Raw genomic sequence first — 24693 nt, forward strand, 5'->3', positions numbered from 1 at the left:
AAGGGAGCTAAAAATGACTTCAACTATACAACCTAAAATTCTACCCGCTACCCAGTCAGCAGTTAATCCACCCCTGTTAATTGGCGATATTTTAAAATCGGGTGTACGCATGGCGGGCGATAATCAAATTGTTTATCGTGATCTTAGCCGCCATAGCTACAGCGAATTTGAAAAGCGTGTGCATCAACTTGCCCACCTGTTAACTAACCAAGGTGTTAAAGCCGGTGATGTAGTAGCAGTCTTAGATTGGGATAGTCACCGTTATTTAGAATGCTTCTTTGCTATTCCCATGCTAGGCGCAGTTTTGCATACGGTTAACGTGCGCCTAGCGCCGGAGCAAGTGCTTTACACCATGGAGCACGCTGAAGATGTATTTGTATTAACCCACCAAGAGTTTTTACCCCTTTTACAACCTTTAGCTGAAAAACTACCGGCTATTCGTGGTTATATTCTGTGCCAAGATACACCAGAAGCAGTTAAAACCAGCCTGCCTTTAAAGGGTGAATACGAAGCCTTGTTAGCAGCACAACCTGAGCAGTATGACTTCCCAACATTTGATGAAAATGCCGTTGCCACTCTCTTTTATACAACGGGCACAACAGGCAACCCCAAGGGCGTATTTTTTACACACCGCCAATTGGTTTTGCATACCCTAACCGAAGCAAGCAGCGTACAAGCGCCTGGGTTTGAACTGCTTAACCGCGACAAGGTTTATATGCCCATTACTCCAATGTTCCACGTACATGCTTGGGGCATTCCTTACACAGCAACGCTCTTGGGGGCGCAGCAGGTTTACCCAGGCCGTTACGAGCCAGAAATGCTAGTGAAGTTGTTAGTAACAGAAAAAGTCGATTTTTCTCACTGCGTACCTACCCTGCTAAATATGGTGGTTTCTGCTGATGCAATTACTTCAGGCAAGGTAAAATTAACTGGCTGGAAAGTTCTAATCGGTGGTAGCGCCTTACCACAAGGCTTAGCTAAAAAAGCTTGGGACTTAGGCATAGATACCCGCTCTGCCTATGGCATGTCAGAAACCTGCCCGCTACTAACCGGCTCTATTCTGCCAAAAAATATAGCCGATGCTGATTTTGAAACCCAACTCCCTTGGCGTTGTAAAACGGGTGTCGCTGTACCCTTTGTAGACTTAGAAGTGGTTGACACCTACGGCAAACCCCTACCTCACGATGGTGAAAGCGTGGGCGAAATAAGAGTTAAATCACCCTGGCTAACCCAAGCCTATTACAAAGAAGAAGCCCGCAGTGAAGAACTTTGGCAAGAAGGCTGGCTGCATACCGGTGATGTTGCCACCATAGATGAGCACGGCTTTGTAATGATACGCGACCGAATTAAAGACGTGATAAAAACTGGCGGCGAGTGGCTATCTTCTTTAGAACTAGAAAACCTGATTAGCCAATACCCAGGCGTAGCAGAAGTGGCCGTGGTTGGTGTTGCAGACGAACAGTGGGGCGAGCGCCCAGCAGCTTTAGTGGTTGCCACTGACCCTTCTAAGCCACTTGAAACGACTGCCATTCAAAAACACCTAGAAACTTATGTTGAGCAAGGCAAAATCAACAAATGGGCCATTCCACAGCAAATTATGCTGGTCGAAGAAATCCCCAAAACCAGCGTTGGTAAACTGAATAAAAAAGTTATACGCCAACAGCTAGCGGATTAATCCTGCCTTAAATCTTCTTCTTTTTAAGAATAATAACCACCTAAGTTCTGGATAAAGCATCTGGAACCTAGGTGGTTTTTTTATCTTAAAAAAACCTATCAGCTCGCCTTCCAGCCCTTACTTAACGAATTACACTTGAGAGTTGAGTTTAGGTTGATAAAATCAGTTTTCACCTGCAAAACCACTGCAGCTACCTTTTCCTTCTCCTAGAACTGCTCACCAATGAAACTAACCACTAGCAAGAAAAAGACCAAAGCCACCCGCAGCGCCGATTCCTCCAGCACCGAACGGTTCAACAAAGCTTGGGAAAGGGTGACTAACCAACAAAAGAAAAACGACCGCTTGCGCGATCAAATCAAGGCTTTCGCCGAACAGGTGACTAACGCGATTGAAGAGCAAGAAAAAGCCCACGTTACAACTCTATATAAAAGTTGCGAACACTTATTGGTTTTTTATAGCCGCAAATCTTTAGCTCTTTGGCACCGCGAAGTGCTTATTGAGTGGATAGTCGATTATATAGACACGATTGCCAACAACCCCTTTGCTACTGATGTAAATCTAGATGCCCTCTCTCAAAAGATGCAAGCCATCATGGAAAAAATTCATCCTGAGTTGTTTGAAACTTTCCAAGATGAAGCTATGCACGAGGAGGAGCATTTCTTCGATGAAATGGCAGATGAAGATGATGAAAGCATTTTTGAGAAGCTTTTTTCTGACTTTCAGGATGAACCAGGTTTTGATGATTTTTTCCGCCAGCAAGAAGCCTTCGAGCAACAGGTAAAAGATGACGAGAAAGCACTCAATAAGCTAATGAAAGGCAAATCAATCAATAAGCTCTTTCGCCGCATCGCACGTATGTTGCACCCCGACTTTGAACAAAATGAAGAAGCTCGCTTAGAGAAGAACCGCCTGATGAGTGAACTGATTGAAGCAAGGGATAATAATGACATCACCACCTTGTTTGCTTTCTATGCTGAATACATTGGCAAATCACCGCTAGAAGAACTAGGCGGCGACCTGACTGACGCAACAGAACTGCTTAACCGTAAATATGCACAACTACGCTCACAGCAAGCAGACATTCTGCATGAAGACCCTAAAGCAGGTATTTTGTATCAGCGCTTCCATAGAAAAACTAACAAAGCATCACAGCGGGAAATTAATGCTCACCTAAAAAAAATGCAGCAAGACATCGACAACCTGACGCTATTTCGTAAAGAAGTGACCAGCCTAAACAAGTTAAAGCCTTACCTACAAATGCGCTGGGAACATATAAATGAAGAACCTTGGTGATTGCATGGCTAAAGACTCAATTACTATTATTCGAGTCTTTAGTGAGCAACACTTCTTAACCAGCATCTTGTATTGCTATCACTAGCTAAATTACACCTAGTGGCTGTCTATTCAGTAACGCTCGGCGTTCTCGCCAGTCGGGTAGAAATTGGTCCATGTAGGCAATAAAGCGGGCGTTATGGTTGCGCTCTAGCAGGTGGACTAGTTCATGCACTACTAGGTATTCAAGGCAGGTATGGGGCTTTTTAGCGAGTTCTAAATTCAACCACAGGCGACAGGCTTCGATGTTGCAACTGCCCCATTTGGTTTTCATCTGTTTGATGCGCCAATCGTTAAGCTCAACCTTTAAACGTGGCAGCCACTTATCAAGTAGTTTGGGGATTTCTTGGCTAAGTTCTTGACGATAAAAACGGTGCAGCACTTTCGCTCTATTTTCTGTTTTAGTGCCAGGTCGTACCCACAATTCTAAATAATTGTCTTTACCAAAGCGCACTTGGTGAGCGCCAGCGTGTTCAATTACTGCTAAGCGATAAGCTTTACCCCACAGATAATGGCATTCCCCTGACACCCACTGGCGTTGTGTTTGGCGAGCTTGCTGATCAAATGCTTGTTGCTGTTTTTTAATCCAAGGAATGCGTGCCGCAAAAGCTACACGTATGGCGGTATCTGTGAAACTTTTTGGCGCTATCACTTGCACCTGCCCATTCGGTGGTAAAACATTAATACGCATGTGCTTAATCGGTTTGCGTACTAGTTCAAACTTTATGCTGCCAATTTGTTGCTGCATCTTACTTATAGTCTGGCTGTGCTTTGGCCAGCTCCATTAAAGCTTCAATATTTATCTTTTCTTTACCCACCTTGTAGTTGCCCATCTCTTCGCTCAGTGTATACGCTACTTCACGCTCTTTAAAACGGTCACCCACCCAGTCGGCTTTTTTGGTGGAGCGAATGGTGTCATCTATTTTATTCGCCAGCTCTTCATCTTTGCCGAAGTTGTCATAAATAGCCCGCTTAGCTGCCGTATCCAAAGTGCTAGGATAATCACCCGCTCCCTCGTTGGGCTTCACCACTTTACTGGCCAGTGCTTGAATTTCTTTTAAGTAGGTTTGATAGTCGATGGCTTGTTGACGGCGCTTTTTAATCAGTTCATCTAACAAAACCGACATGCTGTCGTAGTACTCAGGGTTAAGCGGATTGTTTTCCACCAGAGTACGGCGCAGGTTGTTTTCGATGCCTTCGTTCACCGTACTAGCAAGGTCCCGCTCACCCTCTGGTATTTCTTCTATTACATCCTCGCCTTTACTTATCACCAGTTCCAGCAAACCCAGCTCTTCAAAGTCGAACAAGACTTCACTGTCATCAGCACGGATATACATATCGATCAATTGCCGCATGGCCGGCTCTAGGCGCTTCATATCCACTTCATCACCGCTAAACTGCTTCACTTGCGCGCGCACCGCTTCATAGTGTTCGATTTCTTGGCGGATTTTTTCTTGTTCGGCAGCAGTGTAACCGGCCTGCTGCATTTCATTGGCAAGGTTTGCATAAGCACGTAATAGCTTGGCAAAGGCTTTATAAAAAGCTAAACGCAGCGGTTCTTTTTCCAGCAGCTCGTCTTTGTTTTCACCCGATACCCCACAAAAATAATGCTGATACTCAAGAATGCCTCTTGGTGCTTTAACCGGCTCGCACAGGGCTCTAAGTGTTTCTAAGCTGTTGTCTAAATCTTCTTTTGCTTGCTCTAAGCGGTCTTTAAGCAGCCCCGCAACATCCTCCTCATCGTAGCCATCAAAGGCACCTTCGGTGTAGCTTTTAATGGCTTTATCAAGGGATTTAAACAGGTCTTTATAGTCAATAATGTAACCGTATTCTTTATCATCACCATCTAAACGGTTAACCCGGCAAATGGCTTGGAACAGGTTGTGGTCTGCCATGTGTTTATCGATATACAGGTAGGTGGCTGAGGGTGCATCAAAACCTGTCAGTAATTTATCTACCACTATCAGCAAACGCATTTGCCCAGGTTCTTCAATAAAGAGCTTTTTAACGGCAATTTCAAAGTCTTCCACGCGAGAAGCCGCCTGTTCTTCTGGCTGCTCAAAAAAATCAGCCAGCATTTTACGGTAGGTAGCGTACTTAAACAGTGCTTCGGTTTGCCCCTCGCCGGATTCTTCACCTTTAATGCTGGCGGCTGTGGGTTGATAGCTGGTAATTATGGCTAGTTTACCGGCCAAGTCTGTTTTGCTGAACAGGTCATAGGTGGTACAGGCTTGATACACGCTGGAACACACCAACATGGCATTACCGCGGCCATCTTTTAAACGGGGTTTCTTTTTCATATCCAGCCAAATATCCATGACGATTTGCTCAAGCCTGGATTTACTGGAAAGCACCTTACGCAAGGTTCCCCAACGTTGTTTTAACTGGTCTTTAGCGGTTTTTGTTAAGCCTTGGGTGTTGATATCAAACCACTCATCAATTTTTTCTGGCGAGGTTAAGTGCTGGTCAATATCCCGCGCTTCATAGCGTAAATCTAACACCACGCCATCTTCTACCGCTTCATCAAACTTATAGGTATGAATATAACTGCCAAATACTTCGATGGACTTTTGCTTGTCTTTTTTCATCAAAGGCGTACCGGTAAAACCGATAAACATCGCCTCTGGAATAATCGCTTTCATTGCTTCATGCAGCTTGCCGGATTGAGTACGGTGGCACTCATCAACAAACACAAACAAATTACCTTTGGCTTTAAAATCTTTAGGAATGGTACTGCTAAGTTGTTGAATAAACTCATCGGTGGCCTGCTCTGACTCTGCAGTGTCATCATCCCCTTGGCGACCAAACTTATGCACCAAGGTGCTCATTAGCCAAGGGGTCGGCTGGTTCAAGGCAGCAATTAAATCTGCGCCACTTTGCGTGCGGTAAATAGCTTCATCAACACCGCCAAACACCTTTTCAATTTGCTCATCTAGCTCGGTGCGGTCAGTAACAATTAACACCCGGGCTGCGGTTTGATTCTCTCGCAGCCACTTGGCCAACCACACCATGGTTAAGCTTTTACCTGAGCCTTGGGTATGCCAAATAATCCCACCTTCGCGGGTCGCGATACGTTGTTTTGCTGCCTTAACACCAAAAAACTGGTTGTGCCGGCAGGTTTTTTTAACCCCAGCATCAAACACCATAAAGTCGTGAATAATCTGCAAAAAACGCTGTTTATTGCACAGTAGGCTTAAATAAAAATCTAACGGGCTTGAATAAGGATTAGGCGTTTCTTCTTTCCACTCTAAAAAGTAGCGCTCGGGCGTTTCAATGGTACCGTAACGTAAACCTTGATTGTCATTACCGGCCATCACCAGCTGTATGCTGGTAAAGAAATTACGGATAAAGGCTTTTTTCTGGTTATCTAAGTTTTGGCGAATGCCCTCGCTGACCGACACAGTTGAACGCTTCAGTTCCAACACCCCTAAGGCGATACCATTCACATAAAGCACCACATCCGGACGCTTAATGTTTTCACCTTGAATGCTAACTTCTTCCGCAATGGCAAAGTGGTTATTCTCTGGGTTGTGCCAATCAATCAGCCAAATGGTTTCATTTTGATGCCCAACACCTTCAGACTCTTTAACGCCGTAACGCAGTAAGCGATACACCTCTTTGTTGGCTTGATAGAGGGCTTTGCCATCCCCTAAAGCAGCAGCCATGTCCAGTTGGCGCAAGGCTTTAGTGATTAAGGTATCGCTGTAGCCTTGTTTTTTTAGCCAAGCGGTTAGCAGATCAGCGTTAATATTTTTATTGCTCTGATCATGCAGATTACCCAAGTAGTCATAGCCCAAATCTTGGCGAAACAGCTGAATAACACGGTTTTGGGTGGTGCGTTCGAGTTGGTTGATTTTGCTCATAGTTTCCCTATCCCTAACACTGCTTACCGCATGCACAGCTCACTTTTTGCGTGCAAGGACTCAAGCTGCTTAATTGTTCATCAAGCGCAAAAACTGCGGATTTTCAATTTGAACCTGCAGATTCTTCTTATATTTTTCTATGGTGCCGAGCGCACAAAAAGTACGGCCTACTTTACTATTAAAGGAGCCAAACTTGCTCTCAAGCGGCGCAATGTTCTCATCCCAAACCACCAACGTTAAGGTTTGATTCGGATACTTCTTATCTAAACTTAGATACATACCTTTAGAGAACATCGTCGTGTCAGCCAGCACGCCGCAGGCCATAACCTGCTTACCCACGTAAAAGGGTGCTCGATAGGCTTCAATTCGTTCAACGTTCACCTCACTGCTTTGCTGACTTGCAGCAGCAAGGTGCGGGGAGTTCGCCTTTAGATACACCGCAGAAGCTGCGTTAATTTGTATCTGGAGGCGATTGCGATAATCACCCACAGCGCCACGGGCGCAAACCTCCACACCCTCTAAACCGGATAAGCGCCCCAGTTTATTTTCCACAGCACCTAAAGAATCATCCCACACCACTAGCGTTAAACTTTGCTGTGGGTGCGGCTTATCTAAGTTCAAATACACACCTTTGCTAAAAGGGGTAGTCTGCACAACGGTACCGCATGCTGTTACCTCTTGACCTACATAGCGCGATGCTGAACGCGCTTCGATTTGTTCAATGTTAGTCGTAGTTGCAGTGTTTTTGCTCGCAACAGGTGTAGCCACTTTCTGGTAAGACTGTGCTTTCACAGCAGGTGTATTAGCGTGTTGCTGCGCTACAGTCTCTACTGGCTGCATGTGCGGCGAAGTGCTGGTATCCACTGGACTACTTTGCCCGATAGTTGGATAAATCTGACTGACCAGCGCCATGGTTAAAAATACACCACCCACCACCATTGCAGACTTAAACATGCCAGACATGCGACTTTTCTGGGGAGGTAATGGGCTTGCTGGCTGTACGTCTGGTTTGCGGGCAGCAGGCGCTGGCTTAGCTGGCTCTCGTTGAGTTGCCTCAGTTTCTGCTTTATAAACCCCACTCTGCTCTTTAGCTGTGAGTCCAACAGGCTGTTCAACTGTATCACTGCGGATTACAGACACGGGGGCAATAGGCTCTGCTTTAGCTTGGTAATTATCCTGCCCAAAATCAAAGTCGAGTGCCTGCACCCCGAGTGCTTTCTTAATTGCTTTTATGTCTCTCGGGTAAACTCTTAGCTCTGTTGATGCAAGGTCTGCCAGCACAGCCGGGCTACTTTCTATATCAGTGGTGTGAAACCAGTACGACGACCTAACTGAAAGGTCTACTTCACCGGTGATTGGCCCAGTAAAGACAATGGCGCCATTGATGTGACCAATATTTTGATTTTCCAGTAGGTTCTTTTGTTTCAACCAGTCGATGATTGCAAACTTATACTCACGTACCTGCTGAAAGGGGTTAGCTCTGTGATTACTACCGCCCTTTACCGCAGCGCCAGCGACTGTCCACTCACCATTTTCAGTACCAATTAAGTGACCGCTGTAATGCTTAAAATCAGCGACCAAAATAGCCGTAGGGAGCAGGCACACCAAATCAACCTCATGCCCATCCCACATGCTATTGGCGATTAGGGTGATGTCTTTGCCTGCGCCTCCCCAGTCGGCTTTAAGTGCTTGGATAAACGCCCTGAGCATCTTGTTTTCATGTGTTCGGTCGGCTTTTTGGCCGTACAGTAAGATCGACATTGTGTAACAGCCTTACTTAAAATTTAAATACTTATGTACCAGCAAAACTTGGATATTTTGAGATTAAATACCTATTAACAGACGTGACCACCGCCCTATTGAGCTTAGCTTTTATTGTGGCCAGTCAACCATCAGTCAACCATTTATTTTTATTTAAACTCAACAACTTAGCTTGCAATCTCAACAAAAAACAATGTTTTTAAGACTTCCAGTCAACCATCAGTCAACCATTTACTTTTCTTTAAATTCAACAACTTAGCTTGCAGTCTCAACAAAAAACAATGTTTTTAAGACTTCCAGTCAACCATCAATCAAGCAAATTAAGCCCAAAACGGAATGTAACGAATAGCCTTGGGGCCAACAAGCGGGTCATAAGGTCGGATAAGACCCAAATCGATCGCATCTTTAATGACACGACTGACCATCGACATACTCTTAGCCTCAATCCCAAAGCGCTCACGTAAGCTGGGATTATTCATCGGTTCACGGTTTACATATTTCAGGCAACAATGCAGATAGCAGGCGCGTGCGCGCTCTTCTTTGTCCATCTGCGCAAAGGTTTTGTAGCTGAATAAAATACTGCGGGTATGGTGCTCTGTTACCTCAAACATTGGTGCAGGCAATTGATACAGTTCGGTTTGGAATACTACCTTATCAATGCCTGTCCCCCGCTCTTCACAAATATTCAGGCGTCGCATAAACGATGCTAATGCTTCATTTCGGCTGCGTGGTGGAGAGTCTAGAAAACGTTCTGTTGCTACCAATGGAATCCCCGGGTTAGTGATTTCCATGCGAGTGTCAAACAACTCAATCATCGGCCCTGTCCCAGTAATACTGAAATCTTGATGGATAATGGCATTAGCCACCAACTCGCGTATAGCTAACTCTGGGTACATTGGCGCTTCACTGCGGAAAGCTTTACCTATTTCTTCGTTAGAGGGCAGCAGTGCTTTTAAATAACCAATCAACCCTTCAAAACCGACTGCATAGCCTTTTGTGCCTTCGATTTCACGAATGGTTTCAACACGACTATTGCCGCGATACATAATCAAACGCACCGTTTTACGAGCCAAGTGCTGAAAACTTTGCAGTTGACGGGCAAACATGATGGCGCCCAAGTTTGTAATATGCCAGCGACTGCCTACTGTTTCTTGTATTAAACCATCAGCGGTTAGCGCGGCTAAAATACCTACTCGGTTATCGGGTAATGGCAAACCTGTCAGATCAAAATAAGCAGGATACTCCAACAACTTAAGCACTTCATCGGCTGTGATATTAGTGGCGGCTAACTGCCGTTCAAACGGCGTTTTATCAAAGATGCGCCACAATTCACGCTCTTTTTCAGGGAAGTCTTTAAGTTTTTTCTTATAGGAACCGCTGCGTATATATTCAACTCCGTCAAATTGCACCGGCTGATGTGCCGCAGGTTGAATCTCAAGAATAACGACAGGTAGATTTTCCTCTGACCCTGCTAAAAACTCATGAAAGCGAAAATGTATTTTGGGCGACAGTTTCTGTAATAGCCAGTTTTCGATTTCTTGCTGCTTGTATTTCTGCTGCGAAGGCTGAAAGGTTGTGCCCAGAACTGTATGTGTCGCATCCTCTACCCCGTAAACTAAGTAGGCCGTTTGCTTACCCAGCAATGCTGCGGAGTTAGCCAGAGCAGAAATGTACTCCCCAATCACCGCAATATCGGCATTGTGCTTAAACTCAACCCACTCTGTCTCGGCAGGCAACATGCATAACTCTTTTAGCATGGAGCGCATTTGCACTAGCGTCATATCAATTGGCATTGCTAACTCCTTGAGCGGGTTGCAGCAAACGAATCTTCCCTGTTAGTAACTGCTGCATCATGCCTTGTTTGATTTGGCGGGTTTTGTTGAGGCGTTGTTCCAGTGCTTGGATTTCTTCGTCCATATCGGAAAGAATGGTGGCGATGGCGGTTTGTTCTTCAAGCGTAGGATTTGCGAACAAGAACTTTGCCATATCACTGCCATATAAATGGTAGACAGTAGACCCTGTGACTAGCTGCATAATTTGATCGCGCATCACGATAATTAAATATGCAAAGAAAACCCCATTCAACAGCTCCTTGTTAGAACGTATTACTAAAATATCACCACCAAGAATAATTCCTGACTCAAGGATACAGCTCGCAGTTGCTAAACCGTTTGGCGTTACATCAGAGGTCGGCATTAAAATATCATTGACTTCTGACTTAACAGAACCTTCTATATTGGTAGATGAAAATATTTTCTCAATTTTAGGACCATAGGTTGTAAAGAGCTGTCCATAATGAATGCACTGTTTTTTGCCGCTATCAACTAGATCGCTTTTAGGTAGACCAGCTCCCTTTAGAAACACTGCTACTGCACCAAGCTGCATAGCTTCCCAATCCTCCGGTATCTCGCCTAGCTCGCTTTGTTTGTAGCCTTTTTTGCTGCCGTCTGGGCGCTGTGCAAATTGCGGTAACCGAGTGCGGCCAGTGAGCAGTTGCTGCATGGTGGCGGTTTTAATGGCTTGTTTTTTAGCGATCAGCTTTTCTAGTTCGCTGAGCAGTGCATCGGTATCGGATAGCGCATTGGCGATGGCGGTTTGTTCTTTAATGCTTGTTGCTACAGGAAATTCAAGTTGACGAACCTGCTTAAAATTAAGTCCTTCACGGTTCCCACCTGCTTGATAGCTATCAATTTGCTCTTGTCCAAGTCGAGAGTTAATCAGCTCAACCAAAAGACTAGGTGCAAGCTTTTTTTCAACTGTTCTGATTATGCAAACATGCTGATTTACATTTCCACCTGATATTAATTTATTAGCTTTTGCACAACGGCCAATAGATGCCCCTGTTATATTCAATAGAACATCATTTTCTTTCAGTTCCGAGCTTAGAAATGTACTGTGCATATCATCCGTTATATAAGCTACATCTGATAGATCTAGATTACCTCTCTCCACATTTTGACTTCTAATAAATGGCCGACCTGTATCAACATATACTGAAGAACCACCAGTTGGAGTTTTGCCACTACCAACCTTAACTGTGCAATCATCAAGCAATACAACCTTCCAACCCTCCGGAATACGTCGGCTATCCATGCCTCCGCCCTGCGGGCCGCCACAAGTGGCGTTCAAATTCGCTCCCGACGAATTTGTAACCCCCACCTCTGTCTGCTTATACCCTTCAGGCACTCGCTTCTCTGCTGCCTCAACCAGATACTGCTGGCTTACTTCTGCTACTGCATCCTTAGTCATTGTTCTGCTCCTTAGCTGCCAGCTGGGCCATGGCGTTGGCGCGTTCGCGTTCTAATTCGTGTTTAAGTTGTTCTTCGGTGGGTAAGTAGGGCAAGTACTTGGCGGAGAAGAGTTGTTTTTGCTCCGATAAGACTGAGTACTTAACCACCGCTTCACTTTTCTCGCTGCACAGCACCAAGCCAATGGTGGGGTTATCGATGCGTAATAAGCTGCGGTAATGGGTCCAGCTCAATTCGAGAGACACTGTCTCCCAAATTGGAAAGGCGTGATAAAAGCGGCGCATATTGCGCAAGTTAGTCACATCAAAGCCTTTACCCAAGCGCTCGGTAAGCTGTGTAGACAATAGCTTGAGCTGTTGTGTGCCGTATTCAGCACGGCTTGCGCCCTGCTGTTCATGCTCAACAAGCATTTCACCAATATGCCAATAGCTGTGCACCAGGGCGCTGTTCACCGCTTGGCGTACTTGCCCGCGGGCGTGTTCAATAAGTTTTGCGATTGGCTCCACTAAGCTGGCTAAGCTCTGCTCACTGGGCTGATTCATAGCGCTAAGCCCATGACCTTGAGGTGCTCTGCCACTTTATTGCTGAGCTGCGCTACCTTCTGGGTAATTTCGGGCAATGGCTCGCTATAGCGTTCTTTCAGCTCTTGTAAACGGCTGGCCAATTGCTGGGTAATGCGCTCAATTTCCGCTTCGATTTGGCTTTGCAAGGTGGCCAGCCATTTGTCTTCAACCAATAACTGCTTAATTGCACTTTCATCCAGCTTGCCGTATTGCCCTAGCACTGCTTGGTCGAGCTTTTCTTGTGAGCTTTTCAGCTGGGCTTTAGTGCTGGTTTCTAAATCAAACAACTGCTTGGCTTGTTCCAGCACCTCACGCTCTTCTTCATCAGTGGTTACTCTTAAACGGGCATTAACCGTGGTTTTAGTGACTTTATCGCTGTCGCTTAAGGCTTCGACTAACAAGCCCTCTTCGCCTGTGTGTTCTTCAACCAGGCTTTCTTGCTGCTGAACAATCTCATCTAAGGTGCCTTGCAGTTGGTCTAACTGGGCTTGTTGCTCAGCAAAATAGCGTTGCACAATTAAGGTGGGCGGAATCAGCTCCATTTTGTATCTCACGCGCTTAATCACTAAATCAGGGCTTTCAGTGAGCTTTTTACCTTTTTTAGCCACCAACTCGCGTACCTTTTTACCAGCGTTCCACCCCTCTTGCACCAATACATACACATCGTCTTGTAAGGTATCGGCCCAATAATTCATGAGGATTTGGTACATAGCGTACTTATCCAGCAAAGGGGTGTTGTGGTAACGCGCTAACAAATCTTCGCTAATGCGGTGGATAATGTCTTTGGGCTTATCATCAAGGCTGATGGCTGGAAAATTTGCCTGCTGCGCCCAGGCACTAAAGGGCTGTAAGGCTTGCTGGGCAAAGGCGGTAAATTCTGGGTGTTGCAGAATATGGGTTTTAATTTCGCTGGCAGGTACATTTATTTGGCTGTAACCCTCGCGCAGTGGCGTAAACAAGCTGTCACGCAAGTTGGGGAACACCTGCCAAAACTGCTGTAGCTGGTCAATGTCCTGATTAGGAATACCACCCTGTAAGTGCCCGGCTAAATCGTGCAAATCTTCTGGGGTGCTGCTGTCGATATAGCGTGGAATGTTTAGGTTGTAGTCGTTGCTGGCAATTTCGTCCAAGGGCACGCTGCGGCTGTAGCCAGGCAGTGTTGAAGCTTGGGTGAAAACATCCACTATTTTATGTACATCTTGGCTGCGCAAACGGTTTTTATTGCCGTCTTTAATAAAACCTTTGCTGGCATCTATCATAAAAATGCTGTCGCGCTGGGCGGCATCTTCCTTGTCTACCACTATAATGCAGGCCGGAATACCTGTGCCGTAAAACAGGTTAGCTGGCAAGCCGATAATGGCTTTGATATAGCCCTGTTTAATGAGGTTTTCACGAATACGCGCTTCAGCATTACCACGAAACAACACGCCGTGAGGTAAAATAATTGCAGCTTTACCAGTGCTTTTTAAGCTTTTAAGAAGGTGCAGTAAAAAGGCATAGTCACCATTTTTCTCAGGCGGCACACCCCACACAAAACGACCAAACTCGTCTTCATTGGAGTTTATTCCACTGGTCCAGTTTTTGGTAGAAAAGGGTGGGTTGGCGACGGCAAAATCAAAGGTTTTCAGTTGGCCGTCAGCATTTTTCCATTCTGGGCTGCTAAGGGTATTGCCTTGTACGATTTTTGCGGTGGCATTGTCGTGCAAAATCATGTTCATGCGTGCCAAGGCGCTGGTGGCATTGTCCATTTCTTGGCCGTAAATGGATAAACCACGCGGCGCTTCATCACTGGCTTTTAATAATAAGGATCCCGAACCGCTGGTAGGGTCATAAACGGTGGCATCTTGCGGTGTTTCGGCGGTAATACCTATGACTTTGGCGAGAATACGCGACACTTCTGAAGGAGTATAAAACTGGCCTTTAGATTTACCCGATTCAGTAGCAAAGTGACGCATCAGGTATTCGTAGGCATCGCCTAGTAGGTCATCATCACCGGCACGGTTGCCGCCCATGTCTAGGCCTTCAAAAATACCCAGCAGATTAGACAGGCGATCTATCATGTCTTTGCCTTTGCCGAGCTTGTCTTCATCGTTAAAGTCGGCAACGTTGATCACGCCTTGCAGGTCGTTGGCCTCGGCAATTAAGTTAATGACTTTATTAATGCCTTCGCCAATGTCTTTATTACCTTTAAGCTTGATCAGGTCGTCAAAGCTTGCGCCTTCGGGTACTTCGATCATGGCGTAGGGGTTGGCTTGGGCTTTATCAGACACATACTTTAAAAATAATAAGGTCAGCACATAATCTTTATATTGGCTGGCATCCATACCACCGCGCAGCGCATCACAGCTGGCCCAAAGTGATGAATAAAGCTCGGTTTTCTTAATCGCCATAACGTATTTCCCTAAAAACTTAACACTCAATTATTTATTTTAGCTGCCTTAAACTTTTTTCTTTTTAGGCACTACCACCACTTGAGTTCCGGAAAAAATATCCGGCCAGGTGCGTTTTTCTTTATCAAAAAACAACCATAAATAGCCCAAACCCAAACAGCCCCAAGACACTAAGCCACCCACTAAACGCAGTAAAGTTTGCTTGGCATTAACAGGCTGTCCTAAAGGGGTTTGTACGCGAATACGCCAAGCTAACATGCCTAAGGTTTGGCCCGTTCGCCGCCAAAAATAGCCATAAAACACAAAAGGAATTAACCAAATCAGTAGCTTAAAAGCCCAGTGTTCATTAGCCTCGCCATTAGTTATGGCTACACCAATAAACCCATAGAGCATAAAAATAGCGCCTAGCAATAAAGAATCATAAACAATGGCTGCTAAGCGTCTAAATAAACCTGCATAATAAACTTCGTCTAAATCAGCAAAAACGTGTGACATAACAGCTTTTTAATCCTTAATTAATAAAATACAAAAATCACCTAGCTCGATAGATAAACCAAAAACCTAAAGCACCACAAAAAGCCGCAGGTATTAATACTGCCAAAATTGGATTAAAGCCCCATAACAAGGCACTTGGGCCTAATAAGTCTTGGGCAAACTTTACTAACAAGGCAATGACTATACCGTGAAACATTCTAGTACCTGCAGGCACTGAACGTAGTGGACCAAAGGTGAAGGAAGCGCCTAACAAAACCACCGCAAACACAGTTATGGGTAAAAGTGTTTTTTTCCAAAAAGCTAACCAGTAATAACCGCTGGCTTGCCCTTTAGTAGTTAAATAGCCTGCATATTCCCATAATTGGCTAGGTGGCAAGTCGTCTGGCTCAAAGGCTTGTAGTGCAATGTACTGTGGCTCAATAGGCAGATTTATATCTAGTTTAGGGAAAGTAGATTCCACCAACTGTGTATCGCTAAAGGTTATATCCCGAGCATCACTTAACTGCCAAACCTTGTTTAGGTAGTCTGCTCGGGGCGCCATAATCAATTTTTTTAAAGACCAGTCTTCTGCTAGTTCAAAGATTCTAACGCCTAACAACTGTCCATCATCTCGTGCCACATTAATACTATAAAAGCGGTTATCTTCTTTTAACCATAAATCACGCGAGGTAACTAAGCTGGTTTGATTTTTTTTGTAGAGTTTTTCCCAGCGGTAAGTATCTGCATATTGGCCCAAACTGGGCAATAAAAACTCACTAGCCAACATAGCCAGAACTAAAAGCAAAAATACTGGCTTGCAGGCCTGAAAAATTAGCTTGGGAATTGAAATACCAGCAGCACGCATTACGGTTAGTTCACTGGTCGCCGCTAAGTTACCTAAACCTATTAAAACCCCAACTAAAATAGCGATAGGTAAGAATAGGTAAAGCCGATTAGGTAAGCGAATAATTAAGTAGTGAACGACTTGAACAAAACCGTAGTCACCTCTTAAATTATCTAATTCATCTAACAGTGAAAAGATAATATCTAACCCAACAATAACGAGAAGCACAGCTAGGGTACCGATAAGTACAGATTGGGCTATATAACGACCAAGTAGCCTCATGATTTAAACACCCCGCGCCGCCAGCACAAAGCTAAACCCATAGAGAAAAACCCAAAATGAACTAACCACATGCCAGGCCATACAGGCCACTGTTCTTTATTAATAGCGCCTTGCAAAGACATTAGCCCACCTAGATAAATTAGCTCTAATAACAGTACGGGCAGGATTGCAATAAAGCGTCCTTGGCGTGGGTTCACTTTTGTTAAGGGTAGGGCAATAAAAACCATGACTAGAACTAAAACAGGCAGACTTAAACGCCATTGCAGCTCGACTTTAGCAGCTAGAGATTTGTCTGCCAGTAACTTATTGAGTGATAACATAGCAACTTGCTCTTGCACGCTAGGTGGTGAATAAACACCTACTCTAAGTGCATAACGGTCAAACTCAAGCGAGCTGCTGGTTAAATCAATACTAGGTAGCTCATAGCGCCAGCCATCTTCTAAAACTAAAAATCGGCTTAGGGTTTCATCGCTTATTTGCTGATAAGCTCTATCGGCCAAGGCCAGAGTTGCCTTACCCTCTGCAACCTCAGCAATAAAAACACCTTCCAATAGGGTATTGTCTTCGTTTTGTTGATTAACAAAAATGGTTTGTTTATTCAGGTGGGTAAACTGCCCAGTTGCTACGGATTCAAAACCGGTTTTTTCTTGTTGTTCCTGCATCATTAATTCGCTAGCAAACTGCGCCTTAGGTGTAAGGTAAAGACTGCTAAATGCCGTTAAGCTGGCTACACCTAGCGCAAGCACCAGCACTAATTGCATTAACTGCCTTTGGCTGACACCGCTAGATTGAATAACCGACATTTCGCTTTCCATATACAAGCGGCCAAAAGTTAGCATCAGTGCCAATACAAAACTGAGTGGAATGATTAGTTGCAGCGCGTAGGGGGTATAAAAAAGAGTCAACTGTCCTAGAATATCTAGCGAGATTCGGCCCGAAGCTACGCGATTTAAAAACCTAGCAAAGCGGCTACCCACTATAACCAGCAATAAAATACTACCCACGGCAAGGGTTGAAATAATTATTTCACGCGCAATATATCGATAAAGGATCAATCCTAACTCCTGCAAACAAACTTACGATGCATTTCTTAAGTAAAGCCATTATCCTACACGAACCTTAAGCTTGTCTTGCTAACAAGATAAATTGATGATCTTTCTAAAGACTTTACGGAGCAGCTATGAACTTTAAACTGGTTACCCAATCCCCAGCCCTTACGGAAACAGCCTGCGTGGTGCTTCCAGTGATGCAGGATGGTAGCCTTACGCCAGCTGGCGAAGGTGTTGATAAAGCTACAGAGTCACTTATTCGTCAAATTATTGACCGAGGTGATTTTAAAGCCAAGCTAGGTAAAACTTTTTTAGTACCTTTTGCTCCGGGTGCCGAAGCTCAGCGCATTCTTTTAGTGGGCATGGGCGAACAAGACAAGCTAACCGAAAACAAGTTTAGTAAAGCCTGCCAAGCTGCCTATGAAAACCTAGCCCAGCTTAGCCTACACAATGCATTACTAACCCTAGCCGATACACCTTTAAAGGGCCGTGATTCCAGCTGGAAATTACGCCTTATGGCTGAAGTAGCTGAAACCAGCTTTTACCGCTTTACTGAATTTAAGTCTAAACCTGCGGCAGAAGACTTTCCAGATGAGCTAGCTTTTTACTGGCCTGATAACCAACAAAGCTCTGAAGGCGAAAAAGCTCTGCAAGTAGGCCAAGCTATAGGGCAGGGTAAAAACTTAGCACGCACTTTAGGTAATCGCCCAGGCAACGTCTGCACCCCTATACATTTAGCTGAAACAGCCCAGGAATTAGCAGCTAAAGATTCTGCGTTTAGCACAAGCATTTTAGACGAAAATCAAATGGCTGAATTAGGCATGAATAGCTTACTTTCAGTGGGTAAAGGTAGTGACCAGCCACCACGTCTAATCGTTGTTGAATATAAAGGCAGTAAAGATGCCGATGAAGCACCTCACCTTTTACTAGGCAAAGGCATTACCTTTGATACTGGCGGTATTAGCTTGAAGCCAGGCGAAGGCATGGATGAAATGAAGTTTGATATGTGTGGTGCTGCCAGTGTTCTAGGTGTGTTAGAAGTGGTTCGCCAAATTAAACCTAAGTTAAACCTAGTGTTTATGGTTGCTGCAGCTGAAAACATGCCCTCTGGTAAGGCCAGCAAGCCAGGTGACATTTACACGACCATGTCTGGCCAAACAGTTGAAGTATTAAATACCGATGCCGAAGGCCGTTTAGTTTTGTGTGACGCACTCACCTACGCCGAGCGCTTCAAACCTGCTAGCGTGGTTGATATTGCTACTTTAACGGGTGCTTGCATTATTGCTTTAGGCCACAACATTAGCGCGCTATTAAGTAACAATGATGATCTAGCTAGCGCACTACTTAAAGCCAGTAAAGATGCTAACGACCCTGCTTGGCAATTACCTTTAGCTGAAGAATTTCAAGAGCAGCTAGATTCTAACTTTGCGGATATGCAAAACATTGGTGGTCGTCCTGCTGGCACCATCACCGCTGCAGCTTTCTTGTCGCGCTTTGCTGAAAGCTACCCTTGGGCACACTTAGATATCGCCGGTACTGCTTGGCATTCTGGTAAACAAAAAGGTGCTACTGGTCGACCTGTTGGCTTACTAACGACCTACCTACTAGATTTAGAAGCAGCCAACGCATGACCCGTGTTGACTTCTACTTATTAGCAGAAGGAGCTAACAGCAGCCGAATGGAGTTTGCTTGCCAACTAGCAGAAACCATTTGGCGGCGTGGGCATCAGCTGTACATTCATGTAGCCGATGAACAGCAAGCCCATGAGCTAGATGAAAAGTTGTGGAATTTTAAACCTGAGGCCTTTGTGCCTCATGGTTTACTTAATAACCACCCACCTTCACCCGTTGAAATTGGCTGGCAAGAAGACCCAGGCAATCACCAGGATGTACTGCTTAATCTTGACTTAAAAGTGCCACCGCATTTTTCACGCTTTCAGCGCGTAGCAGAAATTATTGATGCAACTGAAGCTGTAAAAGCACCTAAGCGGGCAGACTGGAAATTCTACAAAGAAAGGGGTTACCCAGTGCACACTCACGATATGCGTACTAGGTAAAGATTAGTGTTGTTGGTGGGGCAACAAGCCATCATAGATAATATCCAATAAGTCAGGCCCTTCATCCTCTTCACAAACCACCTTAACGTGACGGTTAATCATTAAGCCACCGCCTAGCTGTAATACTGGGTTATCCACACCCACTAGACGCATATCTTCACGTAACTGTTTAATTAAAGCACGCAACTGCAAAGGGTTAGGAAAATCTAACCCTAAATCTTCAAGATAAGCTTTTAACTCATCATTGGGTAAAGCAACCATTGGCTCTTGTTGTAATAGACGTTGCAGAATCACTGCTGTTAAGCGGCTAATTTCTACCCTAACAGCTCCTTTAGATAAAGCAGACGGGTGTAGACTAAGTACAATACTTGCTTCATGCATAGTGTTCACTTCACACCTAGTAAATGTATCAAAAAGTAACTAACTAGTTTTATTTACTTACAAGCATAACTTGAAAAGCTGACTTTTACAGCCTAACAGTTAACACTTTTTTAGCCATGCAGTATTTTTAGTAAAAAGCTATAATCTGCGCAATTAATCCTTACATTCAGCTTTACAAGTAATCTACGGAACCCACATGACCACCAAGCCAGAAGCTTCTCTCGATAAAACCTATCAGCCCACCGAAATTGAAAAGCGTTGGGCCAAAGAATGGGAAACTAAGGGTTATTTTCGTCCTTCCGGTCAGGGCGAAGCTTTTAGTATTATGATTCCGCCGCCTAACGTCACCGGCAGCCTACACATGGGCCATGCCTTCCAAGACTCCATAATGGATGCCTTAACCCGTTGGCAGCGGATGCAGCAAAAAAACACCTTATGGCAAGTGGGCACCGACCACGCAGGTATCGCCACTCAAATGCTGGTTGAGCGTAAAGTTGCTGCTGAAGAAGGCAAAACACGCCACGATTTAGGCCGTGAGAAATTTTTAGAAAAAGTTTGGGAATGGAAAGAAGAATCTGGCGGCAACATTACCAACCAGCTACGCCGCTTAGGTGCTTCCGTAGACTGGGAGCGCGAACGCTTCACTATGGATGATGGCTTTTATAAAGCCGTACAAGAAGTGTTTATTCGTTTATACGATGAAGGCCTAATTTACCGTGGCAAGCGCCTAGTCAACTGGGACCCTACCCTGCACACGGCCATTTCAGATTTAGAAGTTGAAAACAGAGAGCAACAGGGTAACTTCTGGCATTTCCGCTACCCGCTAGCCGATGGTGTTACCACTTCTGAAGGCAAAGATTATTTGGTAGTTGCCACAACCCGCCCTGAAACCTTGTTGGGTGATACTTGCGTTGCGGTGAACCCTAAAGACGAACGCTACGCTTCAGTGATTGGCAAAGACATTATTCTACCCTTGGTGGGTCGCCGTATTCCGATTGTTGCTGATGACCATGCGGAAATGGACAAGGGTTCAGGCTGTGTAAAAATCACCCCAGCGCATGACTTTAATGACTATCAGGTAGGCAAGCGTCATAACCAACCGCTGATTAACGTACTTAGCCAAGATGCAGCCATTCTTAGCCAAGCTGAAATTTATAATTTAGACGGCAGTGTAAATACCACCCTTGATGCTAGCCTGCCAGAAGCTTTCCACGGCCTGGATAGATTTGTTGCGCGTAAAAATCTTGTTGCAGCCATGGACGAGCTTGGCCTCTTAGAAAAAGTTGAACAGGTTAACAACACCCTGCCCTATGGCGACCGTTCGGGCGTGGTGATTGAACCTCTGTTAACCGACCAGTGGTTTGTAAAAATTGCCCCCTTAGCCGAGCCTGCTATTCAAGCCGTTGAAAACGGCGATATTCAGTTTGTACCCAAGCAGTATGAAAATATGTACTTCGCTTGGATGCGTGATATTCAAGATTGGTGTATTTCGCGCCAGCTTTGGTGGGGGCATAGAGTTCCAGCTTGGTACGATGCTGAAGGTAATATTTATGTTGCAGCTTCTGAAGAAGAAGCCCGCACCAAGTACAGCTTAGATGCTTCACTTAAACTTGAACAAGATACCGATGTTTTAGACACTTGGTTCAGCTCAGGTTTATGGACCTTTGGAACGCAAGGCTGGCCTGAACAAACACCTGACTTAGAAACTTATCACCCTAGCAGCGTATTGGTCACTGGCTTTGATATTATCTTCTTCTGGGTAGCACGCATGATTATGCTTACCCTGAAATTCACCGACCAAGTGCCATTTAAAACCGTCTATGTCACCGGCTTAATTCGTGATGACAATGGTCAAAAAATGTCTAAGTCTAAAGGCAATGTTTTAGACCCCTTAGATATGATTGACGGTATTCAACTGCCTGAACTGCTTGAAAAACGTACCAGCGGTTTAATGCAGCCGCAGCTAGCTGAAAAAATTGCGAAGCAAACCCAAAAAGCCTTTCCCGATGGTATTACCGCTCACGGTACCGATGCTCTGCGCTTCACCCTATTAGCCATGGCAAGCACTGGCCGTGATATTAACTGGGATATGAAACGCCTAGAAGGCTACCGTAATTTCTGTAATAAAATTTGGAATGCGGCACGCTACGTACTTAGTAATACTGAGAATGATGACTGTGGTTTAGATGAAGCAGCAGAAATCGAGTTAACCCTAGCCGACCGCTGGATTATTTCTCGCCTGCAAGAAACTGAAAGCACCGTAACTCGCCATTTAGAAAACTACCGTTTTGACTTGGCTGCCAATGCTTTTTATGAATTTGTATGGCATGACTACTGCGACTGGTATTTAGAACTTTCTAAGCCAGTGCTTTGGGACGAAACTTCACCCGTAGCACGCTTGCGTGGCACACGCCGCACCTTGGTTAGAGTGCTAGAAACGCTATTGCGTTTAGGCCACCCCATGATTCCTTTTATTACTGAAGAAATTTGGCAAAGGGTTAAACCTTTAGCAGGTGTTGAGGGTGAATCCTTAATGCTAGCGACTTGGCCAATTGCGGATGAAACTAAAATTGATGCCGCAGCAGTTAGCGATATTGAATGGGTCAAAGGCGTTATTCTAGCCGTGCGTGAACTGCGAGCTAGCAACAATATTTCCCCAGCCATTGCCCTGCCAATTTTAATTAACAATGCCAGCGAAGAAGACCAACGTCGTTTAGCCGATAACCGCATCTTCTTACAAAAACTGGCTAAGTTAGAAAGCATTGAACAAGTAACTGAACTGCCCATGAGTGCCATGCAACTGGTTGGTAAAATGGAAGTTCATCTACCCCTAGCAGGCTTTATCGACAAGGACGCTGAAATAGCTCGTTTAGATAAAGAACTAGCTAAGTTACAGCAAGAGATAGAACGCACCGAGAAAAAACTAAGTAACGAAGCTTTTGTAAGCAAAGCACCCGCAGCAGTGGTTGCTAAAGAACAAGAGAAGATAGATCAAGCCAAAGCAACCGCTAGCAAGCTGAAGGAACAGCAAGAACAGCTTAAAAGCTTGTAATGGTTAGACGTTAAATAAGCAACTAAAAACACCCAGCTGAGTTAACATTTAGCTGGGTGTTTTTTTATAAGCAACAATCCACTTTCATACACACCAAAGACTTGTTTCCAAAGGCAAACAATGAAACTATACATTCATTATTAAGCAAAAAACGAAGATATAGCTTTATGAAAAAACGCTCAGCTGTAGTTTTTCCGAAAGATATTCGTATATTACAAACGCTTGGTGAGAATATCACCCTAGCCATGAAGCGCCGAAAAATCACCCAAGTAAAACTGGCTGAACGAACAGGCCTGTCTATACCAACTATTCGTAATATACTTAATGGCGAGCCTAGTGTTTCTATCGGTCACTATGTAATGGTTCTATCCTCACTTAAATTAGTGGAAGACTTGGGCAAGGTTGCTTTAGATGATGAATTTGGCCGTAAACTACAAGATATAGAGCTACTAAAAAACCGTACCTTATGAATAAGACAATTTTAGTTTACGCTCATTGGGACTCAATGCCGCAACCTGAACAAGTTGGAAGACTAGAGGTTGATTTGGTGCGTGGTGCTGAAGCTTACCGTTTTACCTATGCAGAAAGTTGGCTTAGCTCACCATTTACAACTCAAATAGACCCTCAGCTACAGTTGTTTTCAGGTAATCAATTCAACGATGATCCTCGTAACTTCCGTGCTTTTTTAGATTCTTGCCCAGATCGTTGGGGACGCTTGTTAATGCAAAGGCGTGAAGCTGTATTAGCAAGGCAAGAGGAACGTCGCCTAGTAAAGCTAAATGAGTCAGATTATTTGCTGGGCGTTCACGACAGCCAGCGTATGGGTGGTTTACGTTTTAAGTCATCTGAAGATGGCGCTTTTCTAGATAATAGCGAGTATTTTACAGCACCGCCGCTTTCAAGCCTTCGAGAGTTAGAATATGCAGTTAATCAAATTGAAAAAAATACAGACCTAGATAATCCAGATTATATTAAGTGGTTATTTATGCTGGTTTCACCGGGTTCTTCTTTGGGTGGTGCTCGACCCAAAGCCAGTGTGGCTGATGGTGATAATCTTTGGTTAGCAAAATTTCCTAGCCGTTATGATGACTATGATATAGGCGCTTGGGAATACCTAGCTTACTTAATGGCGTTAGATGCTGGTGTTCACATGGCACCGTGTCGCATTCAGCGATTCAATAACCCCCACCATACTTTTTTAACACAGCGTTTTGATCGTACTGGTAAAACAAGGCATCACTTTTCTTCAGCCATGACTCAGCTAGGCTATTACGATGGCGATACAGGCGCTAGCTATCTTGAATTGGCTCAGTTTCTTATTGAACAAGGTGCCAATACCAAAGCGGACCTTGCTCAACTGTGGCGCAGAATAGTTTTTTATATGTTGGTGTTCAATAGTGATGACCATTTGCGTAACCATGGGTTTATACTTGCAGAAGGTTGTGCGGGCTGGTTGTTATCACCAGCATACGATATCAACATTAACCTTGGTGCCACAGGCTTACATCTTAATGTTGACGACAACTCAAATGAACTTAATTTAGATTTAGCCTTGGAGGTAGCAAGCTATTTTCAATTGTCAAATTCACAAGCAAAACAAATTCTATTAGAAGTAAAAGCTGTAACAAGTAAGTGGCAAGATTACGCCAAAAAAATAGGCATTAACCGCTCAGACCAGCAAATGCTAGAAAACGTATTTGGATTTTTTTAAGCAAAAACTATC

The 24693-nt window shown here is 44.6% G+C and carries 18 protein-coding genes; 7 read left to right on the top strand and 11 right to left on the bottom strand.

Features of this window, described 5'->3' with window-relative positions:
- Window positions 1-13: 13 nt before the first annotated feature.
- Together BP27_RS0105420 and BP27_RS0105425 are read left to right on the top strand one after the other, a co-directional pair.
- Window positions 14-1675: a fatty acid--CoA ligase gene (locus BP27_RS0105420; protein ID WP_027850689.1), complete on the top strand. Its 1662-nt coding sequence runs from the start codon at window positions 14-16 to the stop codon at window positions 1673-1675.
- 222 nt (window positions 1676-1897) lie between these two features.
- Window positions 1898-2968 carry a hypothetical protein gene (locus BP27_RS0105425; protein WP_027850690.1) on the top strand — a complete coding sequence of 357 codons (1071 nt, stop codon included), beginning with the start codon at window positions 1898-1900 and terminating at the stop codon, window positions 2966-2968.
- 85 nt (window positions 2969-3053) lie between these two features.
- Here the strand turns inward: BP27_RS0105425 and BP27_RS0105430 are convergent, their stop codons facing one another.
- From BP27_RS0105430 to lptF, 10 genes are all read right to left on the bottom strand, one after another.
- Entirely contained in the window at window positions 3054-3755 is a 702-nt protein-coding gene (locus BP27_RS0105430) for a M48 family metallopeptidase (protein WP_027850691.1), read from the bottom strand.
- Between the two features lies 1 nt (window position 3756).
- Window positions 3757-6870, bottom strand: coding sequence for a type I restriction endonuclease subunit R (locus tag BP27_RS0105435; RefSeq protein WP_027850692.1), 3114 nt, complete (start codon window positions 6868-6870; stop codon window positions 3757-3759).
- Between the two features lie 69 nt (window positions 6871-6939).
- Complete coding sequence (locus BP27_RS16945; RefSeq protein ID WP_084324521.1) at window positions 6940-8631, bottom strand: NERD domain-containing protein; 1692 nt, start codon at window positions 8629-8631, stop codon at window positions 6940-6942.
- A 320-nt stretch (window positions 8632-8951) separates the two neighbouring features.
- Complete coding sequence (locus BP27_RS0105445) at window positions 8952-10424, bottom strand: ATP-binding protein (RefSeq protein WP_027850694.1); 1473 nt, start codon at window positions 10422-10424, stop codon at window positions 8952-8954.
- Window positions 10414-11880 (bottom strand): restriction endonuclease subunit S, encoded by a 1467-nt coding sequence (locus tag BP27_RS15315; protein WP_051610347.1) that lies wholly within the window; start codon window positions 11878-11880, stop codon window positions 10414-10416. Before BP27_RS15315 ends, BP27_RS0105445 begins: the two co-directional genes overlap by 11 nt.
- Entirely contained in the window at window positions 11873-12421 is a 549-nt protein-coding gene (locus tag BP27_RS16700) for a PDDEXK nuclease domain-containing protein (RefSeq protein ID WP_051610350.1), read from the bottom strand. The genes BP27_RS15315 and BP27_RS16700 overlap by 8 nt, the downstream gene beginning before the upstream one ends.
- Window positions 12418-14832, bottom strand: a complete 2415-nt coding sequence (locus tag BP27_RS0105460) for a type I restriction-modification system subunit M (RefSeq protein ID WP_027850695.1) — start codon at window positions 14830-14832, stop codon at window positions 12418-12420. The genes BP27_RS16700 and BP27_RS0105460 overlap by 4 nt, the downstream gene beginning before the upstream one ends.
- Window positions 14833-14880: 48 nt before the next feature.
- On the bottom strand, window positions 14881-15327 hold the full coding sequence (locus BP27_RS0105465; protein ID WP_027850696.1) for an RDD family protein: 447 nt from the start codon (window positions 15325-15327) through the stop codon (window positions 14881-14883).
- A gap of 37 nt (window positions 15328-15364) precedes the next feature.
- Window positions 15365-16432, bottom strand: coding sequence for an LPS export ABC transporter permease LptG (gene lptG, locus BP27_RS0105470; protein WP_027850697.1), 1068 nt, complete (start codon window positions 16430-16432; stop codon window positions 15365-15367).
- Window positions 16429-17487, bottom strand: a complete 1059-nt coding sequence (gene lptF / locus BP27_RS0105475; protein WP_027850698.1) for an LPS export ABC transporter permease LptF — start codon at window positions 17485-17487, stop codon at window positions 16429-16431. The genes lptG and lptF overlap by 4 nt, the downstream gene beginning before the upstream one ends.
- Before the next feature lie 125 nt (window positions 17488-17612).
- Here lptF and BP27_RS0105480 point away from each other — a divergent pair, with 125 nt between their 5' ends.
- Both BP27_RS0105480 and BP27_RS0105485 read left to right on the top strand, forming a co-directional pair.
- The gene (locus BP27_RS0105480; RefSeq protein WP_027850699.1) at window positions 17613-19112 is read left to right on the top strand and encodes a leucyl aminopeptidase; all 1500 of its coding nucleotides are present in this window, start codon (window positions 17613-17615) and stop codon (window positions 19110-19112) included.
- Window positions 19109-19537: a DNA polymerase III subunit chi gene (locus BP27_RS0105485; protein WP_027850700.1), complete on the top strand. Its 429-nt coding sequence runs from the start codon at window positions 19109-19111 to the stop codon at window positions 19535-19537. Before BP27_RS0105480 ends, BP27_RS0105485 begins: the two co-directional genes overlap by 4 nt.
- A 3-nt stretch (window positions 19538-19540) precedes the next feature.
- Here BP27_RS0105485 and BP27_RS0105490 read toward each other — a convergent pair whose 3' ends face one another.
- A complete protein-coding gene (locus tag BP27_RS0105490) occupies window positions 19541-19918 on the bottom strand; it encodes a hypothetical protein (RefSeq protein WP_027850701.1) in 378 nt (125 codons plus the stop codon).
- Window positions 19919-20114: 196 nt separating this feature from the next.
- Here BP27_RS0105490 and BP27_RS0105495 point away from each other — a divergent pair, with 196 nt between their 5' ends.
- The 3 genes from BP27_RS0105495 to BP27_RS0105505 all read left to right on the top strand — a co-directional run bounded on the left by BP27_RS0105495 (window position 20115) and on the right by BP27_RS0105505 (window position 24681).
- Complete coding sequence (locus BP27_RS0105495) at window positions 20115-22970, top strand: valine--tRNA ligase (protein WP_027850702.1); 2856 nt, start codon at window positions 20115-20117, stop codon at window positions 22968-22970.
- Window positions 22971-23137: 167 nt separating this feature from the next.
- Window positions 23138-23440, top strand: coding sequence for a helix-turn-helix domain-containing protein (locus tag BP27_RS0105500; RefSeq protein ID WP_027850703.1), 303 nt, complete (start codon window positions 23138-23140; stop codon window positions 23438-23440).
- The gene (locus BP27_RS0105505) at window positions 23437-24681 is read left to right on the top strand and encodes a type II toxin-antitoxin system HipA family toxin (RefSeq protein WP_027850704.1); all 1245 of its coding nucleotides are present in this window, start codon (window positions 23437-23439) and stop codon (window positions 24679-24681) included. The genes BP27_RS0105500 and BP27_RS0105505 overlap by 4 nt, the downstream gene beginning before the upstream one ends.
- Window positions 24682-24693: the final 12 nt, after the last annotated feature.

Source organism: Marinospirillum insulare DSM 21763 (assembly GCF_000686905.1).
GTDB lineage: Bacteria > Pseudomonadota > Gammaproteobacteria > Pseudomonadales > Halomonadaceae > Marinospirillum > Marinospirillum insulare.